This is a genomic window from Nitrospira sp. (genome assembly GCA_030692565.1).
Taxonomy (GTDB): domain Bacteria; phylum Nitrospirota; class Nitrospiria; order Nitrospirales; family Nitrospiraceae; genus Nitrospira_D.
Map to the genome: position 1 here is coordinate 142,468 of JAUYAO010000057.1, position 20,524 is coordinate 162,991.

Below are 20,524 nucleotides of genomic sequence, written 5' to 3' on the forward strand. Positions count from 1 at the left end.
CTTCACGACCAACGCTTCACGTGCCTTCTCTGGCGCTTCACGTTTCACGAACGACGCTTCACGCCCTTTTCCCCGCGCTTCACGCTTCCCGCACAACGCTTCACGTCCTCAATGACCCGTCGCCGCTGAGGAAGGCTCGGCCTCCTGGCGGTGTCCGCCCGGGCGGTAGTCTTCGGGATCTTCCGATTCGGCCGCGGCGCCTTTTTTCTCCTGGAGATAGTCCGTCATGAAGACGGTTTCGAGATGGGCCGCAAAATTATCGAGTTCCATGGTCAGCGTTTTTGTCTTGGTCACGAGGAAGTTGTAGCAAAAGAGGGACGGGATCGCGACCATGAGTCCCGCGACCGTCGCGATGAGCGCCGAGGCGACGCCCGGAGCCATAGTCGCGAGGGTGGCTGACTGCGCCTTGCCGATGCCGGCGAACGTGTCCATGACGCCCCAGACGGTCCCGAGCAGTCCGATGAACGGCCCGCCGCTGATGGCCGTCGCCAGCACGATCATGCCGGACTCCAGGCTGACCGCCGCCTCACCGAGCACGCGCTCCAACGCAATCCGCACGGCGCTCATGCCGTGATGCGGAATCTTTTCCCCCTCATACTTTTCCTGCTGCACCTTGAGTTCTTCGCAGCCGCCATAATAGACGTCGTACATCGGCGAGCCCTGTAGCTGCTTGATCGGGCCTTTGCTGAACACGACCAGGGGACCTTTGGACTTCGAGTAGTAACCGAGGAAGAGCCCGTTCCGATTTTTCGCTTTGCTCAACTGCCGGAACTTGTTGATGATGACCGTCCAGCTGACCAGCGAGAAAAACAGCAGTACGGAGATCGTGATCTTTCCTTCGAGCGTCGCATGACTCAGCGCGAACGCCACGCCCCCTGAACTTGTTTCCATCTGCGTCGTCCTTTCCGGTTAGCTGCCTGCTTGCGGCTTCACATCGACTTGAATGACCACGCCGCGTTTCACGCGGATGGATTTGGCCAGTTGCGTGGCGGTCGACTTGCCGTCCGATTTTTTCGCTTCTTTGGTTTCTCTCGATTGGCCCGACGATTCCACCGCGCTTTCCTGCACGGCATCCGACTGTTTCACACCCGTCGCGGTCGCCGCCGCCGTCGTGGAGGCCGCGCCGGCCGTTCCGCCTCCGCCTAACGCGACCGGAGGCGCCGCGGCTCCGGCCGGAGCCAGCCCGCCGATGGCCGGAGGCGACGGCAGGATCGGGGGGCGCGGAAACTCGACAATACCCTGAACTTCACCGCCCTGGAAATCGACGATCGGCGCGTTCAGCGTCACACGGCGCCCGCGGATACCGGCCGGCGGAATGATGATGCTGCCCCGCTCAGCCGTCAGGGTGATGTCGCCGAGCTTCGACCGCTCGATAAACGGCCTGAGCACCGTTTCATTGAAAATCGGCAGGCGCTCCGCGCGCAACCGGTTGGCCTGTTCATTGATCGCCGTGACGTCGCGGCCGAAGAATCCTTCCCGATTCGCCAGGTCCACCAGCGCATTGATCTCCGGATCGTTGAAGGTCGGGAAGACCAGCGGCTGCGGATCTCCGGGATGGAAGGTAAAGATGCCGCTGCCGGGCACTTCAAAGACCTTTTCCATGAGGATAGGGGTGCCGTCCTGGTTGAATTTCGGATTGCCCAGGCCGTCCAACTCGGGAACCAGCACTTTAAACAGCGCGCGCTCGTCCTTGCTCCCGCTCCCGGCATTAATCTTACCGGCCACCGAGGTGAGCCGGATATCGCCGCCGCCCAACGTCGCGATGCGCGACTTGTTCACATCGATATCGCCCTTAGCCCTGATGAGAATCGCCGCCGGATCTTTCACGAGCTGTACGGTGACGGTTCCATCCGGATTCACGATCGGCGCCTTTGCCATCTGCCCGACCGATCCGCCTTCTATGACTTGAATGCCCGTCGACGCCCCGCTTTCACCCGCCGATCGGGAGCTGTTTTCGCCGATGTTCACCCGGCCGCCGGCGGCTGGAAGATTCATTCCCCCGCGCACGGAGTCCGGAAACTGGAGGGGATAGAGGACGCTGTTGTCGTAGCCCACGATGTAGGGCTTGGATTCGTCATACCCGTGAATGGAAATCCCGGCCCCGTTCCGGCTGACGATGGTCGACGTCACCATATCGAGCCCGTTGCCGACCGCGATGTCGAGCAGGCCGCCGAGATCGCCCGCCTTGCTGCGATCCATGCTGATCCCCTGGCCGTCGGCGAGATCCAGCGTTCCTTTCGCGATCACCCGCGCAGTCCCCGGACCGGAGAATGCGAGAATGCCTTCGCCGGCCTCTCCCTTGCCCAGATTAATGTCCTGAGCCTTGACAGTCGCGGCCACCTTGGGAGACGTCACCGTCACAGTGGTGTCTCTCACCACCACGTTGACGAGATTGGCCGGATCGACGGCTTCCTGTTTGTTCCAGGGCCGAATCTCGACCTGGCCGCTCGTCGGATTGACCGCCCGGATCAACACCACGTCGGCATCGGTGATCGGCCGCAACCGGTTCGTGTTTGGATCCAGAAACAAGGGCACGTGTTCGGTGAGCGTCTGGGTCTGGGTGCCAAGATCGGGCAGATAGATCCTCGCGCTGACCTGTTCGATCCGGTTGCCCGCTTCAACCAGAACTTCCTTGCGGAACGGCCGGCTCACCAGATCGAGAAACAACTTACTGATGTTGCCCAGCTCGGCAATGACACTCACCGGCGCAAGCGAGGCCGGGTTCTCGGTCGCTACAGGGCGGTTGTTACTGACAAGCGATCCGACTGCTGCGAGGTCCGCGTTCCCCGCCAGCGCCGCAGGATCGACTTGGAGCAATTTGACGGTCGGCGGATTCCCCTCCCCGTCCCGAAATGCATAAGCAGGAAATTCGCTCGGAGGAGCCTGATCGAAGAGAGGCCGGGGAGGCAGGGTGTCGCTGCCGGGCTTATTCGCGAGGAAGGGCCATAAATCGGGCCGCTGGAGAAGCGTCCGCTGATCGACGGCGACCCACTGCCCTCCCGCCAGCCCCCCGTAGCCCACATAGAGCCAGATGAAATTCTCATCGGCTCCCCGCACTAACTTTGGAACGCCTTGGATATCCTGCTTCGCAAAGAACTTCACGGATCCCGTCGGGGAAGGGAGAAACGTCAGATTCGAGCGGATCTGGATGGTGCCCTTCTCGGCCCTCGCCTCGAAGGACGCAGGCAGCAGGGCGCTCAGCACATCGACCAGCAGGGATTGACGCCCGGCATCGCGATTATTGGTATTGATGATAATATGCCCGTCACGAGACACGATCGTCGCTTTGTTGCGCTCCAATCCGGCGGCAAATGCCGGCTCCCGTGGCACCCCTGTCGCCAGATCGATTCCGCCGACGAGTCCCGCATCACGGATCCGCTGAAGATACACATTGCCTCCGGCGGTGACGGTGAGATTGCCGTTGGAGAGCGCAAAGTCGGCATACTGTCTGGACGATTCCGCGATCGTCGTGGTCTGCGGCAGGCCGTTCGATCCCAGCGGCAGGTTAGTCTCGCCGATGACCCCTCCGACCGTGACGGTATGTTGCGGCAGCGGCCCGGCGCTGTCGAGATTGCGCAAGACGAATCCCGGCCCGCTCTTTACCCCGTTGGGCGACCCGCCCAGAAAATTCCGGGCCACGTCGAGGACTAACTTTCCCGCCCCTTCGATACTGATGCCCTGCACACTGAAAAGTCCCAGCGGGCCTCCGGATTCATCGACCGCCGTCCCGGCGATGAGGTCCTGGCCGGTCTTGATCGACACTCCGCCTCCGCCGCTCGCCTGCACGACTGAGAGCGCGCCGGTGGCCGGATCGTCCAAGCGGACATCCCCCGTCTTCGCATGGAGCGTGACGCTGCCGCCGTGCGCCGTCGCCAGCGTGGATCCGGCAAACCCGGTGAACAGAATGTGGCGCTCGGCGGTGCCCGCGATATTCCAGAGCGCGGGCAGCCCGAGGGGAAAGGGATTATTGAACAAGATGAGGTTGTCGAAGAGCAGATCGCGGCCCGCCTCGAATCGAATCGTGCCTCCGCCTGCCGGAGGTTGCACCAGACTCAAGTCGAACAGGCCGGTGATGCGGAGGTCTTCTCCGAGCAGCGAGGTGAAGAGTATGTCCTGGAAATTGGTGGCGGCAAATCCCGTGAGGTCGACTTCCACCGGATCGATGAGGAGCCGCCCGCCCCGGTAGCCCGCTGCCGCGTTTGCCACAAAGCGGCCACCCAGAAATACGTTCTTGCCACTCAATTCAACCGAACCTCCATGGCCGCCCTTTGCGCCGCCCGAGACATCCAGCGTGGCGCCCTTCTCGAATCTCGCCGTACCCTTGGTCTTATCGGCAATTGCGATAATCGTTCCGCCATTAGCGGGTCCGTCCCCACTGCCTTTCGCAATCGTCTGACTCCCGGACTTCAGCGTGAGGATCTCGCTCGCAAAGAGTTCGATTTTGCCGTTCCGTTCCCGCACGCTGTTTGCTTGGACGAGACCCTCTTGATTCACGACCCGGCCCGCTAACGTGATCTGGCCGCCGTCCGCAATCAGGTCCTTCAAGTTCACGGCGTGGCCGATGGGCGCGGAAATTTCCGCGAGGAATCCCTGCCCGTCAGGCCGATTCGACAGATAGGCCTTGGCCCCCGCTGCCAGCACGATCGAACCGCCCGGCGTGGTAATGATGCCGCTGTTCTCGACGTTCGGCGCGAGCAGATACACCCCGTCATGGGCTCCGTGAATACGGCCCATGTTTTTCACAAGTCCTTCGATCCCGGCGCCCTCGAACGAATAGAAACCCCGCATGAAATTTTCATTGGTCAGGTTGAGCGAGGACGCGATGAGCCCTCCGACATTCACCTGGGCATTCGGTCCGAAGACGACGCCGTTCGGATTCAGCAGGATGACGGTGCCGTTGGCGTTCAGGCTGCCGAAAATCTGGCTGGGGTTGTGATCGAAGATGCGGTTCAACGCAATGGCATTGACGTTCGGCTGGATGAACCGGGTCACTTCGTTCGGCGCAATGTTGAATTGCTGCCAGTTGATGATGGCCCGCTGGGAAGCCTGGGCGATCGTCACCTGCGCGGTGCTGAGGCCCGACACCGCCGCTTCTCCGGCCACGACAGCCGGCCCGGTGGGATTGGCGAGCAGCACGGGCACGGCGAGCATCTGAGCCGTATAGGCGATCACGACCGCCAGGGCCGTGAGCGATGACTGGTTCCTGGTCTTCATGTACAGCCTCACAATCCTAGAACGCTAATCCGACGGAGAAATGGATGAAGGTATCGCCGCGCTTCGTATTCAGCGTCTGCCGCAGCGCGAACCCTTCGTCGATCATGAGCTGGCCCACATCCTTCGGAAACTTGACCCGCAGACCGCCGCCGACACCTTCGAGCCGGAATTGCGACGCCTGGCCGGCCGGCGCCTGGAGCACCCAGAGTTGGGCCACATCGTAAAACGCCGCCGCTTTCACCCGGATCGTATAATCAGAGCTTTTGCGGCGCTGCCAGATGCGATCGATGGGAATTGCCACCAGTTCAGGAGTTGTCAGTTCAGCCCGCCCGCGGACGCCATGGTCGCCGATGGCCTCAAAGGTTAGGTAGCCGCGCACCGTGTCCACGCCGCCGGCGAACAATTGTTCAGCCGGAATCAACGGCTGGCTGGCCCACTGCCCGTCAGCATGGAGGGACAGCGTGAAGTCTCCCGGCAGGTTCTGCGTGCGATCGAGCGCCGCCTGGAGCACCCCGAACGTGCCGGTCGATCCCCGGCGGTTGCCGGGTTTGTTAAAGGGGTCGTTCGGGTCTCCGGCGAAATCCTCTTTCCTGCCCCCCGGGATCAGTCCGGCCACATACCCTTTTGCCGAGAGCGACGCCTTGGTCAGACCCTGTCCGTAGGGGAAAAATCCGGCGTAGCCGAGAAAGGCCGGCGTGTACTGGACCGGACTCAGAACCACAGCCGAGAATCCCCCATCGAACAACGCCTCCGTTTTCTCCAGCCGCTTGAAATCGAACCCCACCGACAGCTGATGGGTATTCCGGCCCCCTGAGAAGAGCGGCATGATATAGCGGGCGCCGGCGATGGTCGCGTTGCCGGCAAATGTGACATCGCCTCCGCCGCCGAGCGCGATCCCCGACCCCGCCAGCACCGACTTGCTCTGGGATTTCGAGGCATAGACAGCCAGGAGATGATCCGGCCAGCTCACCGGATAGACGAAACTCACGCCGTAGTTCTGCACGGCCCCCCAGTCGGTCGGCGTCTGCACCGTATTCACCGTGAGAATTTCGTCTCCTCCGAACACATTCGTATGCTGGACCTCCGCGATCAGGCGATTGGCGGGTGTGGTAATAGGGCCCCTGTTGTCGGCCTCCAGTTTTCCGTGCACCGGCAGTCGATCGGTCGTCTTGAGTTCGAGATTTACGGTGCCCGGCTCGGTCCCCGGTTTGAGCACCGGCGCAACTTTCAAATCGGGATTCCCGTTGAGCGCGGTCAGCTCTTTGACGAAGGTCGGTTCATACAGCAACGCGCCGGGCTGCACGGAGGGCAGCTTCCCGCGAATGTTCGACCACTCGTAATGTTCGTTGCCCGTCACCGTGATTTCCATGAGCCGGCTTTCCAATACCTGTAACCGCACCACCCCGTTCTCGATCGTCTGCTCGGGCAGATTCACCAGCACGGTGAGATACCCGGCATCGTGATACAGCTTCTCCAACTCGACACGCGCTTTCTCCACATCCGTAATCTGCTTTTCGCCGCCTTTGTGGCGATCGAGCAGGTTGTCGATCTTTGCCTGGTCCAGAATCGTATTCCCCTCGACGAGAAAGGTGGTGATGGCAAATCGTACGGCCTGCTGATCGATGGCAGGGCTCGCATCCGGCATCGTCTCGGCGCGAGGCAGCGGCTCGCGGCGCGCCGGCGCATCGGCAGCCGTCGTCGCCTGCGGCTGCCGCGACGCTCCCGGCAAGTCCTTCGGCGCGCCCGCTTGCGCAGAGCTCCCCGATGATTTGCGATTGTCGCGCGCCTCACTGACTCCGTTTCCCGCGCTGCCCCACACCAGCACCCCGATCACAAGCCACCCCACCCTCTTCATGCGGCATCGCTTTCCCCGAAGCCCGCGCGCTCCCGTGATGCCTCTCCGTCGTCGCATACCTTGCCGGCTATCTGATCCATCGCCACAATTTCTCCGATGAGGGCCCGCGCCCCGACGAATCCCCCGGTCCGGGGTCTTCGCCGTCTTAACTGAATCGTAATAGACCTAGAGGTACCGGCGGGATGTTACCGAATTGTTATCGGGTAATTGGTGGGTTGTTAATTCGTTTCGCGGGAGCCCTCAACCCCTTGTGAGCCCGACCGGCGCAGACTAGGATGCGCTCATTCTTTTTTGCTTTTTGCGGCGAGGCTCACAACATGAACACGCAGTGGCTCACTCCCAAACGGACCGTCGTCGCCGTCTACCTCTGTCTATGCGCCTCCGTGGTCGCCCACTCGGCAAACGCCCTGGTTACCAATGCGCTCTATCTGCCGCCGGATCGATCCCCTTCCTCCGTCCCCGCGTCAGACGCCTCCTCTGACCCTAATCCCATGGACACGCCTCAACAATCGGTCAAGGTGATTCTTCAGAGCGGCCTCTTCCTCCTTCCGCCCGGCGCGAGCCTGGAGTCGACCGCCGCCGCTCCGCCGCCCCCGCCGCCGCCTCCGCTCGACGTTGCCAGGAAAGTCTCGTTGTCCGGAACCGTGCGCGGCACGCAACGCGGCATGATGGCGATCCTCGAAGACCTGGCCTCCAAGAAGCAGAGTCTGTATCGCCTGGGCGAGGCCGTTCCGAATGTGGGCGAGCTGGCGGCGATTGAAAAAGACCGGGTGCTGTTTCGAGAAGGGACTCGCGAAGAATGGCTGGAGCTGGGCGCTGTCCATACCAGTCACGGGGTCGCACCAGGCACCGCCCTTCCACCGCCGATCCCGACGCCGGCGATCCCGCAGCGGCGCGTGCTCGATCGCCGCGAGATCGACGCCGCCCTGTCCGACACGACCCGCCTTCTGACGCAGGCGCAGGCGGTGCCCTATCTCACAGACGGAAAGCTGGACGGGTTCCGCCTCTACAGCGTCATGCCACTGGGGTTCTTCGACAAGATCGGCCTGCAAACGAACGACGTGCTGCAACGCATCAACGGTGTGGAGCTGCGCGATCCCGGCATGCTCTTGTCGCTCTTTCAGCAACTGCGAAACGAGCGGACCATTCGCGTCGATCTCGTCCGCAATACCCAGCGACAGACATTGACCTACGACATCCGCTAGACCACTCCCTCTCCGACTGCCTCTTCTTTTCTGCTCCCGCACTCATGCACGTCGCCGCAAGGGCAATTTAACGGGAACTTAATCTCACCGTAATGGCATCGTCACGGGTTGCAGATTATTGTGCGCCCGTATCCATCATCGCTTCATTCTTCACAGGAGTTCCCGATGACCAGCGCTTCCCGCATAATTCTCTGCATCGGAATCATGACCCTTTCCGGTCTCTTCGGCCTTACGCCGGCACCGATCGACAACGCCTACGCCGAATGGTACGTGGCCGGATACGGCGGCATCAGCGCGCCACAATCCTTGAAGAACGTCGCGATGGATGCCTACGGACTGACGCAAGACCGCGCACAATTCTCCGGCGCATTCGATAATCCCCCTCTCGGCTCCGTGACCCAGTCGTTCCGCACCTCGGACATCAACCTCAAACAATCGCCCCTCTTCGGCGGAAAAGTGGGCTATTTTTTTGCGGATGAAGGATTGCGCTGGCTCGGCGTCGAAATCGAAGCCTTCACTTCTCAGCCCACCATCAAGCGGCAGACGCTCTCGACCACGCACGACGTGACGTTTCTGCCGAATCCCGGTACCGAAGCCCCCCCCGCTACCTGCATCCCCGGCGCGACCTGTCGGGTTCAGCGACGCTTCAACGGCGCGTTGGCGCTCCAGGAAAACTCCCTGCAGCTGATTACCCTGGCCCTCAACGTGGTCGCGCGTTATCCGGGAGAAGTCTTCCAGCCCTATGTCGGGGTCGGCGTCGGGGGTTTTTATTTCAAAGGGAGCGACCAATTTAACGGACGCCAGATCGTCCCAGGACTCAACCTCCAGGCCGGAGTGAAGATCTTAGTCACCGAAGAATGGGGGTTCTTTGTAGAAGGGAAATATAATCGTGCGACCCTGACGAACTTCGATCCGGGCTTTGGCCTCAGTGCCGAATACAGCGCCTTCAACGCCGTCGCCGGACTGGCGTTTCACTTCTGATTCAAACGTTCTCCCGCTTCGTTGTTCAGGCACTCCTCTTCGCGGGCGATATTTCCGTCATAATCGGCTATCATTCCATCGTTCGTTGCAGTTTAGGATGAGGGATCTCATGATGGCTCGCTCTACTACCGATCCTCCTGTTCGCGCTCGCTCTCGCGCCCTGAGCTCGACCATCGAGCGCGAGATCACGCTCTGCGTCGACTCCGATTTCCGCCTGCCTAGCGTCCCAGGCGGAGTCTCGCTGCCACGACGCCTTCTGACCTCCACCTACTACGACACCGCCGCACACGATCTGGCACAGGCGCGCATCACCCTTCGCCTCCGCTCAGAGCGGGGCAAAAGGGCCTGGCAGCTGAAGATTCCCCTGGGTCCCGACCGGCAGGAAGTGGAACTCGCCGATCGGCACGATCAGCCGCCGGCGGCATTTCGGGAATTGCTCGCACTTCATCTGAGAACAAGCGAGCTCGTCCCGGTCGCCACGCTGCGGGTCTGGCGGACGGGGCTGCGCGTCCAGCGCCGTGGCAAGCCGGTGGCCGAGATCGCCCTCGACAGTGTGGCGGTACTGATGAACGGTAGCGTGACCCAACGATTTCGTGAATTGGAAATCGAGCAGCACGGCCCTGATGCCGCGGCGCTGGAGGAGTTCGAACAACTGCTCCGGCGCGCAGGCGCGCGCGATCATGACGGCCGCCCTAAGCTTTTTCGCGCGCTCTCCCTGGCGGCCCCGGCCGCCGACGTGCCGCCGGCGCCGGACGCCCCGGTCGCGATGCATGTACGGTGGGCGCTGGCGCAACAGGTCCGCTGGCTCCTGGCCCACGACCCCGGCACCAGGCTCGGCAAGGAGTCTGAAAGTTTGCATCAGATGCGCGTCGCCACACGCCGGTTGCGCGCCATGCTGCGCGCGGCCCGGCCGGTGCTCCTGCCCGACTGGGCGGCCTCGCTTCAAGGCGAACTGTCCTGGCTCGGCCAGATGCTTGGACCCGCGCGCGATCTGGACGTTCAGATCGCGCACTTTACCGAAGCAACCGCAGGATTCGATGTCCACGACCGACCGCCGTTGGCGCGCCTTGTTACACAACTGCGCTCCCAGCGGGAACACGTGCACGAGGCGCTGCTTACCGAGCTGAATAGCGCGCGGTATGTTGAGCTGATCCGGCGGCTCCAACAGGCTGCCCACGATCCCGCCATGGTGGAATCGCCGCTCACGCTACATGATCTGGCGAGCCAGGAGTTCAAGAAATTGCGGCGGGCCGTCCGGCAGCTGGGAACCTCGCCGGGGGATGCGGCGCTGCATGAGGTCCGGATCAAGACCAAGCGGGCGCGGTATGCTGCGGAGCTGGCCTTGGGGTCCGCCGGCAAACCGGCTTCGCGGTTTATCAAGCGGGCCCGGGCAGCTCAAGACCTGTTGGGCACCTACCAGGATGCGCTCCAGGCTGAGGTCGCTCTGCGCGCTTTTCTCAAAGCCGCAACGACAGTCCGTGCCGGATTCGTCATCGGGCGCCTGGTCGAACGCCAGCGCGCACGGCGCGAGACCGCGCGCAAGAGGATAAATAAGTCGCTGAAAAATGTACTCAAGCAAGGCCAGAAAGCCTGGGACTGATAGGCCTCAACCAGGCTGCATGTTAGAAGTGTCCGGTAGTCCATTTGGTTGCCCACGCTCGCTATGGCGGGAAAACACGAGCAGTTTCAGGTCATTACAAAGAGCAACCACGTCCTGAAAAGGCTGGTGTCGACAGTTCGATTCTGTCCCTCGGCACCACTTCAACAATCTCCCCCTCAATGCCCCCGACTCTCTCGTAGCCATTGCTTTTGCGCGTCACCCCCTCCCGACAGGCTTCGTTACGATCCAGTATCATTGCACAATTCAAATCCGCACCCTGCGACTTGACTCCTGCACTCAATGCGCCCAGGGTGAAACTGTCCTGTGCGATGCACTCCGCTGACTGTCCTATCTCTTGCGCTTCCGACTTCTTCCCAGCGTGACCGATTCACCAGTCTCCGCCGCTACGTATTCTTGAGTCAGATCCGCCTGTTATCTGAATTCTTCATACTGAGCAGTTTTGACCAGAGAATCTTATAACTATCGGATTAAATACAGGCACTGGAAGATATTCCGCGGTGTTGGATGTCGCGTGGTCGCGCAATACTCCGCAATACGTTACGGAGCCGTCCGATAGGTCAGGTACTTTATTAAGACGTTTCCCTATACAAGATCTTGGCTAACAACAGGACCTTCCTGGATTTCTACGGCCTGGCTTCAACGAGGCTCTGCACTCATATCTGCTGACAGAACAGGGCTCGCTCTTCGGCCTCGCAGTTGGATGCCGGCAGACGGACATTGGCCTGGATGTATTTCACTTCAGACCAACTGCTGTCCTCTTGACGAGGCACCAAAGAATACCCATTCACGACCTCAGGAGTGGTTAGGAACGGGTTCGCAAACCCCTCACCCAGGAAAGAGACCTAACGCGTGACGGTACGCAGCAAGATCAGTCTCGGAAATTTGCTCCATTCGAGAGCCAGCTTTCCCGAAAACGACTTAGCCGAACAGTACGCTGGGGGCGAGCCTCCGCTGCGCTCGGAGCTCTTCAGCGCCGACCAGATGGAGCAGCACGGCAAAACCCTGGCAGGCCTCCACCAGTTGAGCCAGGGCCAGGCTCCGGACCGGCTCCTAAGCCGGCTGGCTGAGAATGAAAGCGTCCTGATCGGAGTTCGCGATCTGTTGGCCGAAGCGGTGAAGGCGACCCGCCGGATTACGCCGGCCGGAGAATGGCTGCTCGATAACTTCTATCTCATTGAAGAGCAGATTCGGCTGGCCAAGCGGCACTTGCCCAAAGGATACAGCCGCGAACTTCCCTACTTGCTGAATGGCTCATCGGCCGGGCTTCCGCGCGTCTATGACATCGCGCTGGAAACGATCTCGCACGGTGACGGACGCGTCGATCCGGGGAGCCTCAGCAGCTTCGTCGCGGCGTACCAGACGATGACCGGCCTGACATTAGGCGAATTGTGGGCGATCCCGATCATGCTTCGCTTGGCCTTGATCGAGAATCTCCGGCGCGCGGCGACGCGTATGGCCGCGCATAGGATCGACCGCAATCGCGCGGACTTCTGGGCGGATCAGATGATGGAGATCGCGGAGAAGGATCCGAAGAGTCTCATTCTGGTGATCGCCGACATGGCCCGGTCCAGCCCACCGATGGCGAGCGCCTTTGTGGCGGAGTTCGCCCGCCGGCTGCAGGGACAAAGCCCGGCGCTGGCATGGCCGCTCACCTGGATTGAACAGCGGCTCTCCGAATCCGGCCTGACGATTGAGCAGTCGGTGCAATCGGAAAACCAACAGCAAGCCGTCGACCAGGTCTCCATCAGCAACAGCATCGGCAGTCTCCGATTCCTGGGAGCGATGGATTGGCGCACGTTTGTTGAGACGATGAGCGTCGTCGAACAGACCTTGCGCGAGGATCCTGCCTCAGCTTACGGCACGATGGATTTTGCCACCCGCGATCGCTATCGCCACGCGGTGGAGCATATGGCCAAGAGCAGCCGGCTCTCGGAAAGCGACATTGCGCGTCAGGCCATCCAGCTGGCGCAGCAGAGCGCGACGGAAATCGGGAGCGACCGTCGAGAAACCCATGTCGGCTTCTATCTGATCGGCAGAGGAGCGCCGCAGCTTGAACGATTGGTCGGCGTGCGACTATCCAAAGCCGAGGCGTTACAGCGGGCGATCGGCCGGTGCCCGTCGCTCCTCTATGTCGGCACGATCGGCTTATTGTCTCTATTCTTCACCGCCGGCTTATTGTTACAGGCCTATGCCGGGGGCGTAGACGGTTGGTTGCTCGCCCTGGTCGGACTCCTCTCACTCCTCTGTACGAGCCAGCTGGCGGTCACAGTGGTCAACTGGCTGGCAACCGTGCTGGTCACGCCGCATGCGCTCCCGCGCCTGGACTTCTCCAAAGGCATCCCCCCGGATTCGCGCACGCTGGTCGTGGTTCCGACGATGCTCAGCAGCGTTGAACATATCGAGCATCTCATCGAGGCGCTCGAAGTCCGATTCCTGGCCAATCGGGACAGCCATCTGCACTTTTCCCTGTTGACCGACTTCCGGGACGCGCAAGAAGAAACAGTGCCGGAAGACGCGCCCCTGTTGCGGCTGGCCCGGGAGCGGATCGAGGAACTCAATGACAAATACAAGGAGACGACTCAGGAGGCCTTCTTCCTCTTCCATCGGCCGCGCCGATGGAATCCCGGGGAGCGGGTGTGGATGGGCTATGAGCGGAAGCGAGGAAAACTTGCCGACCTCAACCAGCTCTTACGGGGTAATCCGGCAGATCGTTTCTCGCTGGTTGTCGGGGACACGGCGATCTTAACAACCGTCAAGTACGTAATCACGCTGGACACCGATACGCAATTGCCGCGCGATGCCGCACGCCAGTTTGTGGGCACCATGGCCCACCCACTGAACCGCCCACGGTACGATGACGACAAAGGTCGGGTCTGCGACGGATACGGCATTCTGCAGCCACGCGTCGCCGTCAGCCTGCCGGGGACGAACCGGTCGCGCTATGCGCGGCTCAACGGGAGCGACCCCGGAATCGATCCCTATACCCGCGCCATCTCCGATGTGTACCAGGACCTGTTCGGTGAAGGTTCGTTCATCGGCAAGGGCATCTATGAGGTGGAGGCATTCGAACGTTCCCTGACCGGACGCTTTCCCGAGAATACAATCCTCAGCCATGATCTGCTCGAAGGGTGCTACGCGCGCGCGGGACTCTTGAGCGATGTGCACTTGTACGAAGAATATCCCTCCTGCTACAGCTTGGATGTGAGCCGGCGGTATCGCTGGATCCGCGGGGACTGGCAGCTCGCAGGATGGCTGCTGCCGCGCGTTCCAGGCCCTGGCGCAACCCGCCTCAAGAATCCGCTCTCCGGACTCTCCCGATGGAAGCTCTTCGACAACCTTCGACGAAGCCTCGTGCCTTCCGCATTGACCCTCCTCTTGCTGCTGGGCTGGACCGTACTATCCCCGATCTGGCTCTGGACCCTCTCGGTGATCGGAATCATCCTGGTCCCTCCATTGCTGGCCACGATCCTCAACCTGCTTCAGAAGCCGGAAGACGTGTTACCGGAGCAGCATGCCGCGGTCGCAATCCGTGCGGCCGGCCAGCACATGATTCAGACGGTCTTGACGGTCACGTTCCTTCCCTACGAGGCGTTCTACAGTGTGGATGCGATTGTGCGCACGATCTGGAGGATGGGGGTCACGCATACCCGACGGCTCGAATGGAATCCATCGAGCAATCAAGACCTCGATCGGCGTACAGACCTCGTCGCCTACAGCCGGATGATGTGGATCGCGCCCGTTCTTGCCGGGGCTTCGGCGATGTATCTGTCGCTGGAGGAAACCGCTTCGTTGGATGCGGCGGTCCCCATTCTGGGGCTCTGGCTTGCCTCCCCCGTTGTCGCGTGGTGGATCAGCCAGCCGATCACTCGGCCCGAAGTGCATCTGACGACCGACCAGACCATCTTTCTCCGGAAGCTGGCCCGAAAAACCTGGGCGTTCTTCGAGCAATTCGTCGGAGCGGACGATCATTGGCTGCCGCCGGATAATTTTCAGGAGCACCCGGTCGCCGTCATCGCCCATCGCACGTCGCCGACCAACATGGGGCTCGCGCTGCTCGCCAACTTGTCCGCCTACGACTTCGGCTATATCTCGGCAGGCCGGCTCATCGAACGCACGACGAACGCGCTGCGCACGATGGGAGGCTTGGAGCGACACCGCAACCACTTCTACAACTGGTACGACACCCAGACGCTGAAGCCCCTGCTGCCGACCTACGTGTCGACCGTGGATAGCGGAAACCTTGCCGGCCACCTGCTGACATTGCGGCCGGGCCTGCTCGCGCTCCCCGACCAGAAGATCCTGGCACCGCGATTCCTTGACGGACTCAGCGACACCCTCGGCGCTCTCAAGGATTCTGCCGGGGAACCGGCGCAAGCCCTCCTGGCCAAATTCCAGAAACATCTGGAGGCGGCCGATGAATCCAAACCAACCACGCTCACGGCGGCCCGGCTCTGCCTTGACCGGCTGACCACCACCGCAGAAGAGATACTGGCATCCTTGAAGGGTACTCCTGAAAACCACGCTACCTGGTGGGCGCACGCGCTCAACCGGCAATGCCGGGACGCCCTCGACGACCTCATGTTTCTCGCCCCCTGGGCCCTGTTGTCGGCTTCACAGAGTCGGCTCAGCGAATGTGGCGATATCGATGTGATCCCGACGTTGCGTGAACTGGCGCGGCTTGACCTCTCCTGCCTGCACGCCATCGAACATCGCATGGGTCCGGAGGCGATGCCTGAGGAGCGCACCTGGATCAGCAACCTTCAAGGGCTCATCGTGAAGGCCAGCCAGCGCGCCAGAGAGAGAATCGCGGCGCTCGAAGAGCTAGCCCGTCAGGCCAGTCACTTCGCCGCCATAGAGTATGAGTTCCTGTTCGACAAGACCTGTCATCTACTGGCGATCGGCTACAACGTCGGCGATCGCCGACGGGACACGAGTTACTACGACCTGCTGGCCTCGGAGGCCAGACTATGCAACTTCGTCGCGATTGCACAGGGGCAACTGCCGCAAGAAAGCTGGTTTGCGCTCGGGCGGCTCCTTACGACCGCCGGTGGGGGACCGGTCCTCATCTCATGGAGCGGATCGATGTTCGAATACCTCATGCCGCTGTTGGTCATGCCGACGTACGACAACACCCTGCTCGACCAGACCTGCAAGGCAGCCGTGGAGCGGCAGATCGCCTATGGAAAACAGCGCGGCGTCCCGTGGGGCATTTCAGAATCCGGCTACAACACGATCGACGTGCATCTGAACTATCAATATCGGGCCTTCGGCGTACCCGGGCTGGGATTGAAACGCGGGCTGGCCGACGATCTGGTGATTGCGCCCTATGCCACGGCGCTCGCGCTGATGGTGGCGCCTGAGGAAGCTTGTCTGAATCTGCAACGACTCGCCGAAGAAGGAGCCGAGGGACAGTTCGGTTTCTATGAAGCGATCGACTACACGCCTTCCCGTCTCCCGCGCGGCCAATCAAGCGCGATGATTCGGTCCTACATGGCCCATCACCAGGGCATGAGTTTGCTCGCCCTGGCCTATCTGCTCCTCGACCGCCCCATGCAAAAGCGATTCGATTCAGATCCGTTGTTCCAGGCAACGACGCTGCTGCTCCAGGAGCGGATTCCGAAGGCGACGGCATTTTATTCGCATACCGCCGAGCTCTCCGACATACGGACGACCTCGGGGGACACAGAAGTACCGGTGCGCCGATTCACCAGCCCGCACAGCGCGATTCCCGAGGTGCATTTATTATCGAACGGTCGATACCACGTGATGATCACGAACGCGGGGGGTGGATACAGTCGCTGGAAGGATCTCGCCGTCACCCGCTGGCGCGAAGACAGTACCCGCGACAATTGGGGCACCTTCTGTTACCTCCGCGATATAGAAAGCGGGGCATTCTGGTCCACGGCCTATCAGCCGACACTGCAATCACCGACCAGCTATGAGGTCATCTTTTCAGAGGGACGGGCTGAGTTTCGCCGGCGGGATCAGGATATCGAAACCTACACAGAGATTGTGGTGTCGCCGGAAGATGATATCGAACTGCGTCGGACCCGCATCACCAATGACTCGCAGAGCCGCCGCACGATCGAGATCACCAGTTACGCGGAAGTCGTCCTCGCATCGTCTGCCTCGGACACGCTGCATCCCGCATTCAGCAACCTCTTCGTGCAAACCGAAATCATTCACGAACGGCAAGCGATTCTCTGTACGCGCCGGCCTCGCTCCCTCGACGAGCACACGCCATGGATGTGCCACCTCATGGCCGTGCATGGAGCAGCCACCGAAGCCATGTCGTACGAGACGGACCGCCTACAATTCATCGGCCGCGGTCGCACCGCCGCCGATCCACAGGCGCTCCGTGGCTCCGGCGGACAACCGGAGCGGCATCCGCATGCGGCGCTTTCCGGGAGTGCAGGCTCCGTGCTTGATCCGATCGTCGCCATCCGTTGTCAGGTCACCCTCGATCCGGAAGAATCAGTCATCATTGATCTGATGTCCGGCATCGGCGACAGCCGCGAAGTCTGCCTGGGCCTGGTCGAGAAATATCACGATCGCCGCCTCGCCGATCGTGTGTTCGACATGGCCTGGACTCATAGCCAGGTCGTCATGCGGCAGCTGAACGCCACGGAAGCCGATGCGCAACTCTATGGCCGACTGGCGAACTCGATTTTGTATGCGAATGCCTCCCTGCGGGCCGACCCGAGTGATCTGATCAAAAACCGCCGCGGGCAATCGGGACTCTGGGGCTACGCGATCTCCGGCGATCTCCCGATCGTGTTGCTCCAGATCGGAGACCCGGCCAATATCGATCTGGTCCGTCAACTCGTACAGGCCCATGCCTACTGGCGCTCCAAGGGGCTGGCCGTCGATCTGGTGATCTGGAACGAAGATCATGCCGGCTATCGCCAGCTGCTCCACGAACAAATCATGGGGCTGATTGCCGCGGGCGTCGAAGCCCATGTGATCGATCGACCGGGCGGCATCTTCGTCCGTCCTGCGGAGCAGATTTCGAACGAAGACCGCATCCTGCTCCAGTCCGTCGCGCGCGCGATCATTAGCGACCGACGAGGATCGCTGGAAGACCAGATGACCCGTCGCGGCCAAACGGACAGTGCCGTCCCTCGGCTGACGCCCATCCGAACCCGCCGGCCTGAACCCGAACCATCCGCTGCGATGCCGCGCCACGATCTCATGTTCTTCAACGGGCTGGGAGGATTTACCTCCGATGGGCGCGAGTATGTCATCACCACCACGCATGGGCAGGTGACACCGGCACCGTGGGTGAACGTCCTGGCCAATCCCACCTTTGGCACCGTCGTCTCGGAGAGCGGCCAGGCCTATACCTGGAGCGAAAACGCGCACGAGTTCCGCCTCACCCCGTGGCACAACGACCCGGTGAGCGACACGAGTGGAGAGGCCTTCTATATCCGCGACGAAGAGAGAGGCCACTTCTGGTCCCCCACGCCGCTTCCCAGCCGCGGATCGACCGCGTACGTCAGCCGGCACGGCTTCGGCTATAGCGTCTTCGAACATACGGAACGCGGCATCCGGTCGGAACTGTGGGTGTACGTGGCGCTGGATGCGTCGATCAAGTTCATGGTGCTCAAGGTGCGGAACGAATCAGGCCGCGCGCGCAAACTATCTGCGACAGGGTACGTGGAATGGGTACTGGGAGATCTGCGTCCGAAATCGACGATGCACGTCGTCACCGAATTGGACCCAACGAGCGGGGCCGTCTTCGCGAGAAATTCCTACAACACGGAGTTCGGCGGACGGGTGGCCTTCTTTGATGTCGACGAGACGGCTCGATCCATCAGTGGCGACCGGACCGAGTTTATCGGGCGAAACGGCACGCTTCGCAATCCGGCCGCGATGACCCGGTTACGGCTGTCCGGGAAAGTCGGGGCCGGACTCGATCCCTGCACAGCCATCCACGTTCCCTTCGAGTTAGCCAGCGGACAAGAGCGTGAGATCATCTTCCGACTCGGCATCGGGCGAACCGCCGATGAAGCCAAAAAGTCCGTACAGCGATTCCGGGGACCGGCCGCCGCCCGCGCTGCGCTCACGGCGGTGCAGCAATACTGGACGCACACGCTGAACGCCGTACAGGTGGACACACCGGACCACTCACTCAATCTGCTGACCAATGGCTGGCTCTTATACCAGACGCTCGCCTGCCGGCTGTGGGCGCGGAGCGGATACTATCAATCCGGAGGGGCCTTTGGGTTCCGCGATCAACTCCAAGACACCATGGCGCTCATCCACACCGAACCGCACCTCGCGCGCGAGCACCTCCTCCTCTGCGCGGCCAGACAGTTTCAGGAAGGAGATGTACAGCACTGGTGGCACCCTCCCTCAGGCCGGGGCGTGCGTACCCGCTGTTCGGACGATTATCTCTGGTTACCGCTGGCCACATGCCGCTACGTGCTCAGCACCGGTGACACCGGGGTCTTGGACCAAACATCCATCCACTTCGTCGAAGGCCGCCCCTTGAACCAGGAGGAAGACTCGTACTTCGATCTACCGGTCCGGTCTGAACAATCGGCCAGTTTGTACGAACACTGCGTGCGAGCGATCCGAAAAGGTCTCACGCGCGGCACGCATGGCCTCCCGCTCATCGGTTCCGGTGACTGGAACGACGGGATGGACATGGTCGGCAAGCACGGCACGGGCGAGAGCATCTGGTTGGGGTTTTTCCAATATGCCGTGCTCACGCAGTTCGCCACGCTTGCCCACCTGCGCGGAGACTTCCCGTTCGCCGAACGTTGCCGGCAGGAAGCTGCCGACCTGCGTCAGAATATCGAGCGGCATGGCTGGGATGGCGCGTGGTATTTGCGCGCCTACTTTGATGATGGTTCGCCGTTGGGGTCTGCAACCAATCCCGAATGCCAAATCGATTCGGTTGCGCAAAGCTGGTCGGTGCTCTCCGGGGCCGGAGACACCCTACGCTCGCGCATCGCGATGGACGCCGTGGACCGACGCCTCGTGCGCCGGGATGCTGCGCTGATCCAACTGTTGGATCCACCGTTCGACACGTCACCCTTGAACCCCGGCTACATCAAAGGATACGTGCCGGGGGTACGAGAAAATGGCGGCCAATATACGCATGCGGCCATCTGGGCGGCGATGGCGTTCGCCGCATTGGGAGAGCAGCAACGCGCATGGGAACTGTTGACGATGATCAACCCGATCAATCATTCGAGATCTCCGGAGGAGACTGCGACCTACAAGGTCGAACCGTACGTCGTCGCGGCCGACGTCTATGCAGTCTCGCCGCATACCGGCCGCGGTGGATGGACCTGGTACACCGGCTCAGCCGGCTGGCTGTACCGGCTCATCGTCGAATCACTCCTCGGACTGAAGCTGGAAGTCGATAAACTACGCGTCACTCCGTGCATCCCTGCCGACTGGAAAGGATTCACGCTGCACTACCGATACCGGGAGACCATGTACCATATTACGGTCTTACAAATCGGTGCCGGAAACGGCAAAACCAGTGTGACGGTGGACGGTGTCGAGCAACACGATCCGACCATTCCTCTTACGGACGACCGACAAGAGCACTCGGTTGAAGTAAGAATTCGACCGGCTGTCAGTGAATAGGGGAACCCACGACACACCGCATCTTCTCGCCGTCACTATGGTCGA

7 protein-coding genes are annotated in these 20,524 nt (G+C 61.4%); 4 read left to right on the forward strand and 3 right to left on the reverse strand.

Features of this window, described 5'->3' with window-relative positions:
* Window positions 1-108: 108 nt before the first annotated feature.
* Genes Q8N04_16370 through Q8N04_16380 form a run of 3 tightly spaced genes read right to left on the reverse strand, consistent with a single transcriptional unit; the run spans window position 109 to window position 7,069 of the window.
* On the reverse strand, window positions 109-891 hold the full coding sequence (locus Q8N04_16370) for a MotA/TolQ/ExbB proton channel family protein (protein ID MDP3092249.1): 783 nt from the start codon (window positions 889-891) through the stop codon (window positions 109-111).
* A gap of 18 nt (window positions 892-909) precedes the next feature.
* Complete coding sequence (locus tag Q8N04_16375; protein ID MDP3092250.1) at window positions 910-5,214, reverse strand: filamentous hemagglutinin N-terminal domain-containing protein; 4,305 nt, start codon at window positions 5,212-5,214, stop codon at window positions 910-912.
* Window positions 5,215-5,230: 16 nt separating this feature from the next.
* Window positions 5,231-7,069 (reverse strand): ShlB/FhaC/HecB family hemolysin secretion/activation protein, encoded by a 1,839-nt coding sequence (locus Q8N04_16380; GenBank protein ID MDP3092251.1) that lies wholly within the window; start codon window positions 7,067-7,069, stop codon window positions 5,231-5,233.
* A gap of 317 nt (window positions 7,070-7,386) precedes the next feature.
* On the opposite strand from Q8N04_16380, the gene gspC reads away from it, so the two are divergent.
* The 4 genes from gspC to Q8N04_16400 all read left to right on the forward strand — a co-directional run bounded on the left by gspC (window position 7,387) and on the right by Q8N04_16400 (window position 20,479).
* Window positions 7,387-8,274 (forward strand): type II secretion system protein GspC, encoded by an 888-nt coding sequence (gspC, locus tag Q8N04_16385; protein ID MDP3092252.1) that lies wholly within the window; start codon window positions 7,387-7,389, stop codon window positions 8,272-8,274.
* Window positions 8,275-8,439: 165 nt separating this feature from the next.
* A complete protein-coding gene (locus Q8N04_16390) occupies window positions 8,440-9,255 on the forward strand; it encodes an outer membrane beta-barrel protein (protein ID MDP3092253.1) in 816 nt (271 codons plus the stop codon).
* Window positions 9,256-9,364: 109 nt separating this feature from the next.
* Entirely contained in the window at window positions 9,365-10,855 is a 1,491-nt protein-coding gene (locus Q8N04_16395) for a CYTH and CHAD domain-containing protein (protein ID MDP3092254.1), read from the forward strand.
* Window positions 10,856-11,725: 870 nt separating this feature from the next.
* A complete protein-coding gene (locus tag Q8N04_16400) occupies window positions 11,726-20,479 on the forward strand; it encodes a glucoamylase family protein (protein MDP3092255.1) in 8,754 nt (2,917 codons plus the stop codon).
* The last annotated feature ends 45 nt before the right edge of the window (window positions 20,480-20,524 follow it).

Excerpts from the sequence above, each read along its gene's own strand:
- Q8N04_16380 (MDP3092251.1), bottom strand. The coding sequence starts at position 7,069 with ATGAAGAGGGTGGGGTGGCTTGTGATCGGGGTGCTGGTGTGGGGCAGC.
- Q8N04_16375 (MDP3092250.1), bottom strand. The coding sequence starts at position 5,214 with ATGAAGACCAGGAACCAGTCATCGCTCACGGCCCTGGCGGTCGTGATC.
- Q8N04_16395 (MDP3092254.1), top strand. The coding sequence starts at position 9,365 with ATGATGGCTCGCTCTACTACCGATCCTCCTGTTCGCGCTCGCTCTCGC.
- Q8N04_16390 (MDP3092253.1), top strand. The coding sequence starts at position 8,440 with ATGACCAGCGCTTCCCGCATAATTCTCTGCATCGGAATCATGACCCTT.
- gspC (MDP3092252.1), top strand. The coding sequence starts at position 7,387 with ATGAACACGCAGTGGCTCACTCCCAAACGGACCGTCGTCGCCGTCTAC.
- Q8N04_16370 (MDP3092249.1), bottom strand. The coding sequence starts at position 891 with ATGGAAACAAGTTCAGGGGGCGTGGCGTTCGCGCTGAGTCATGCGACG.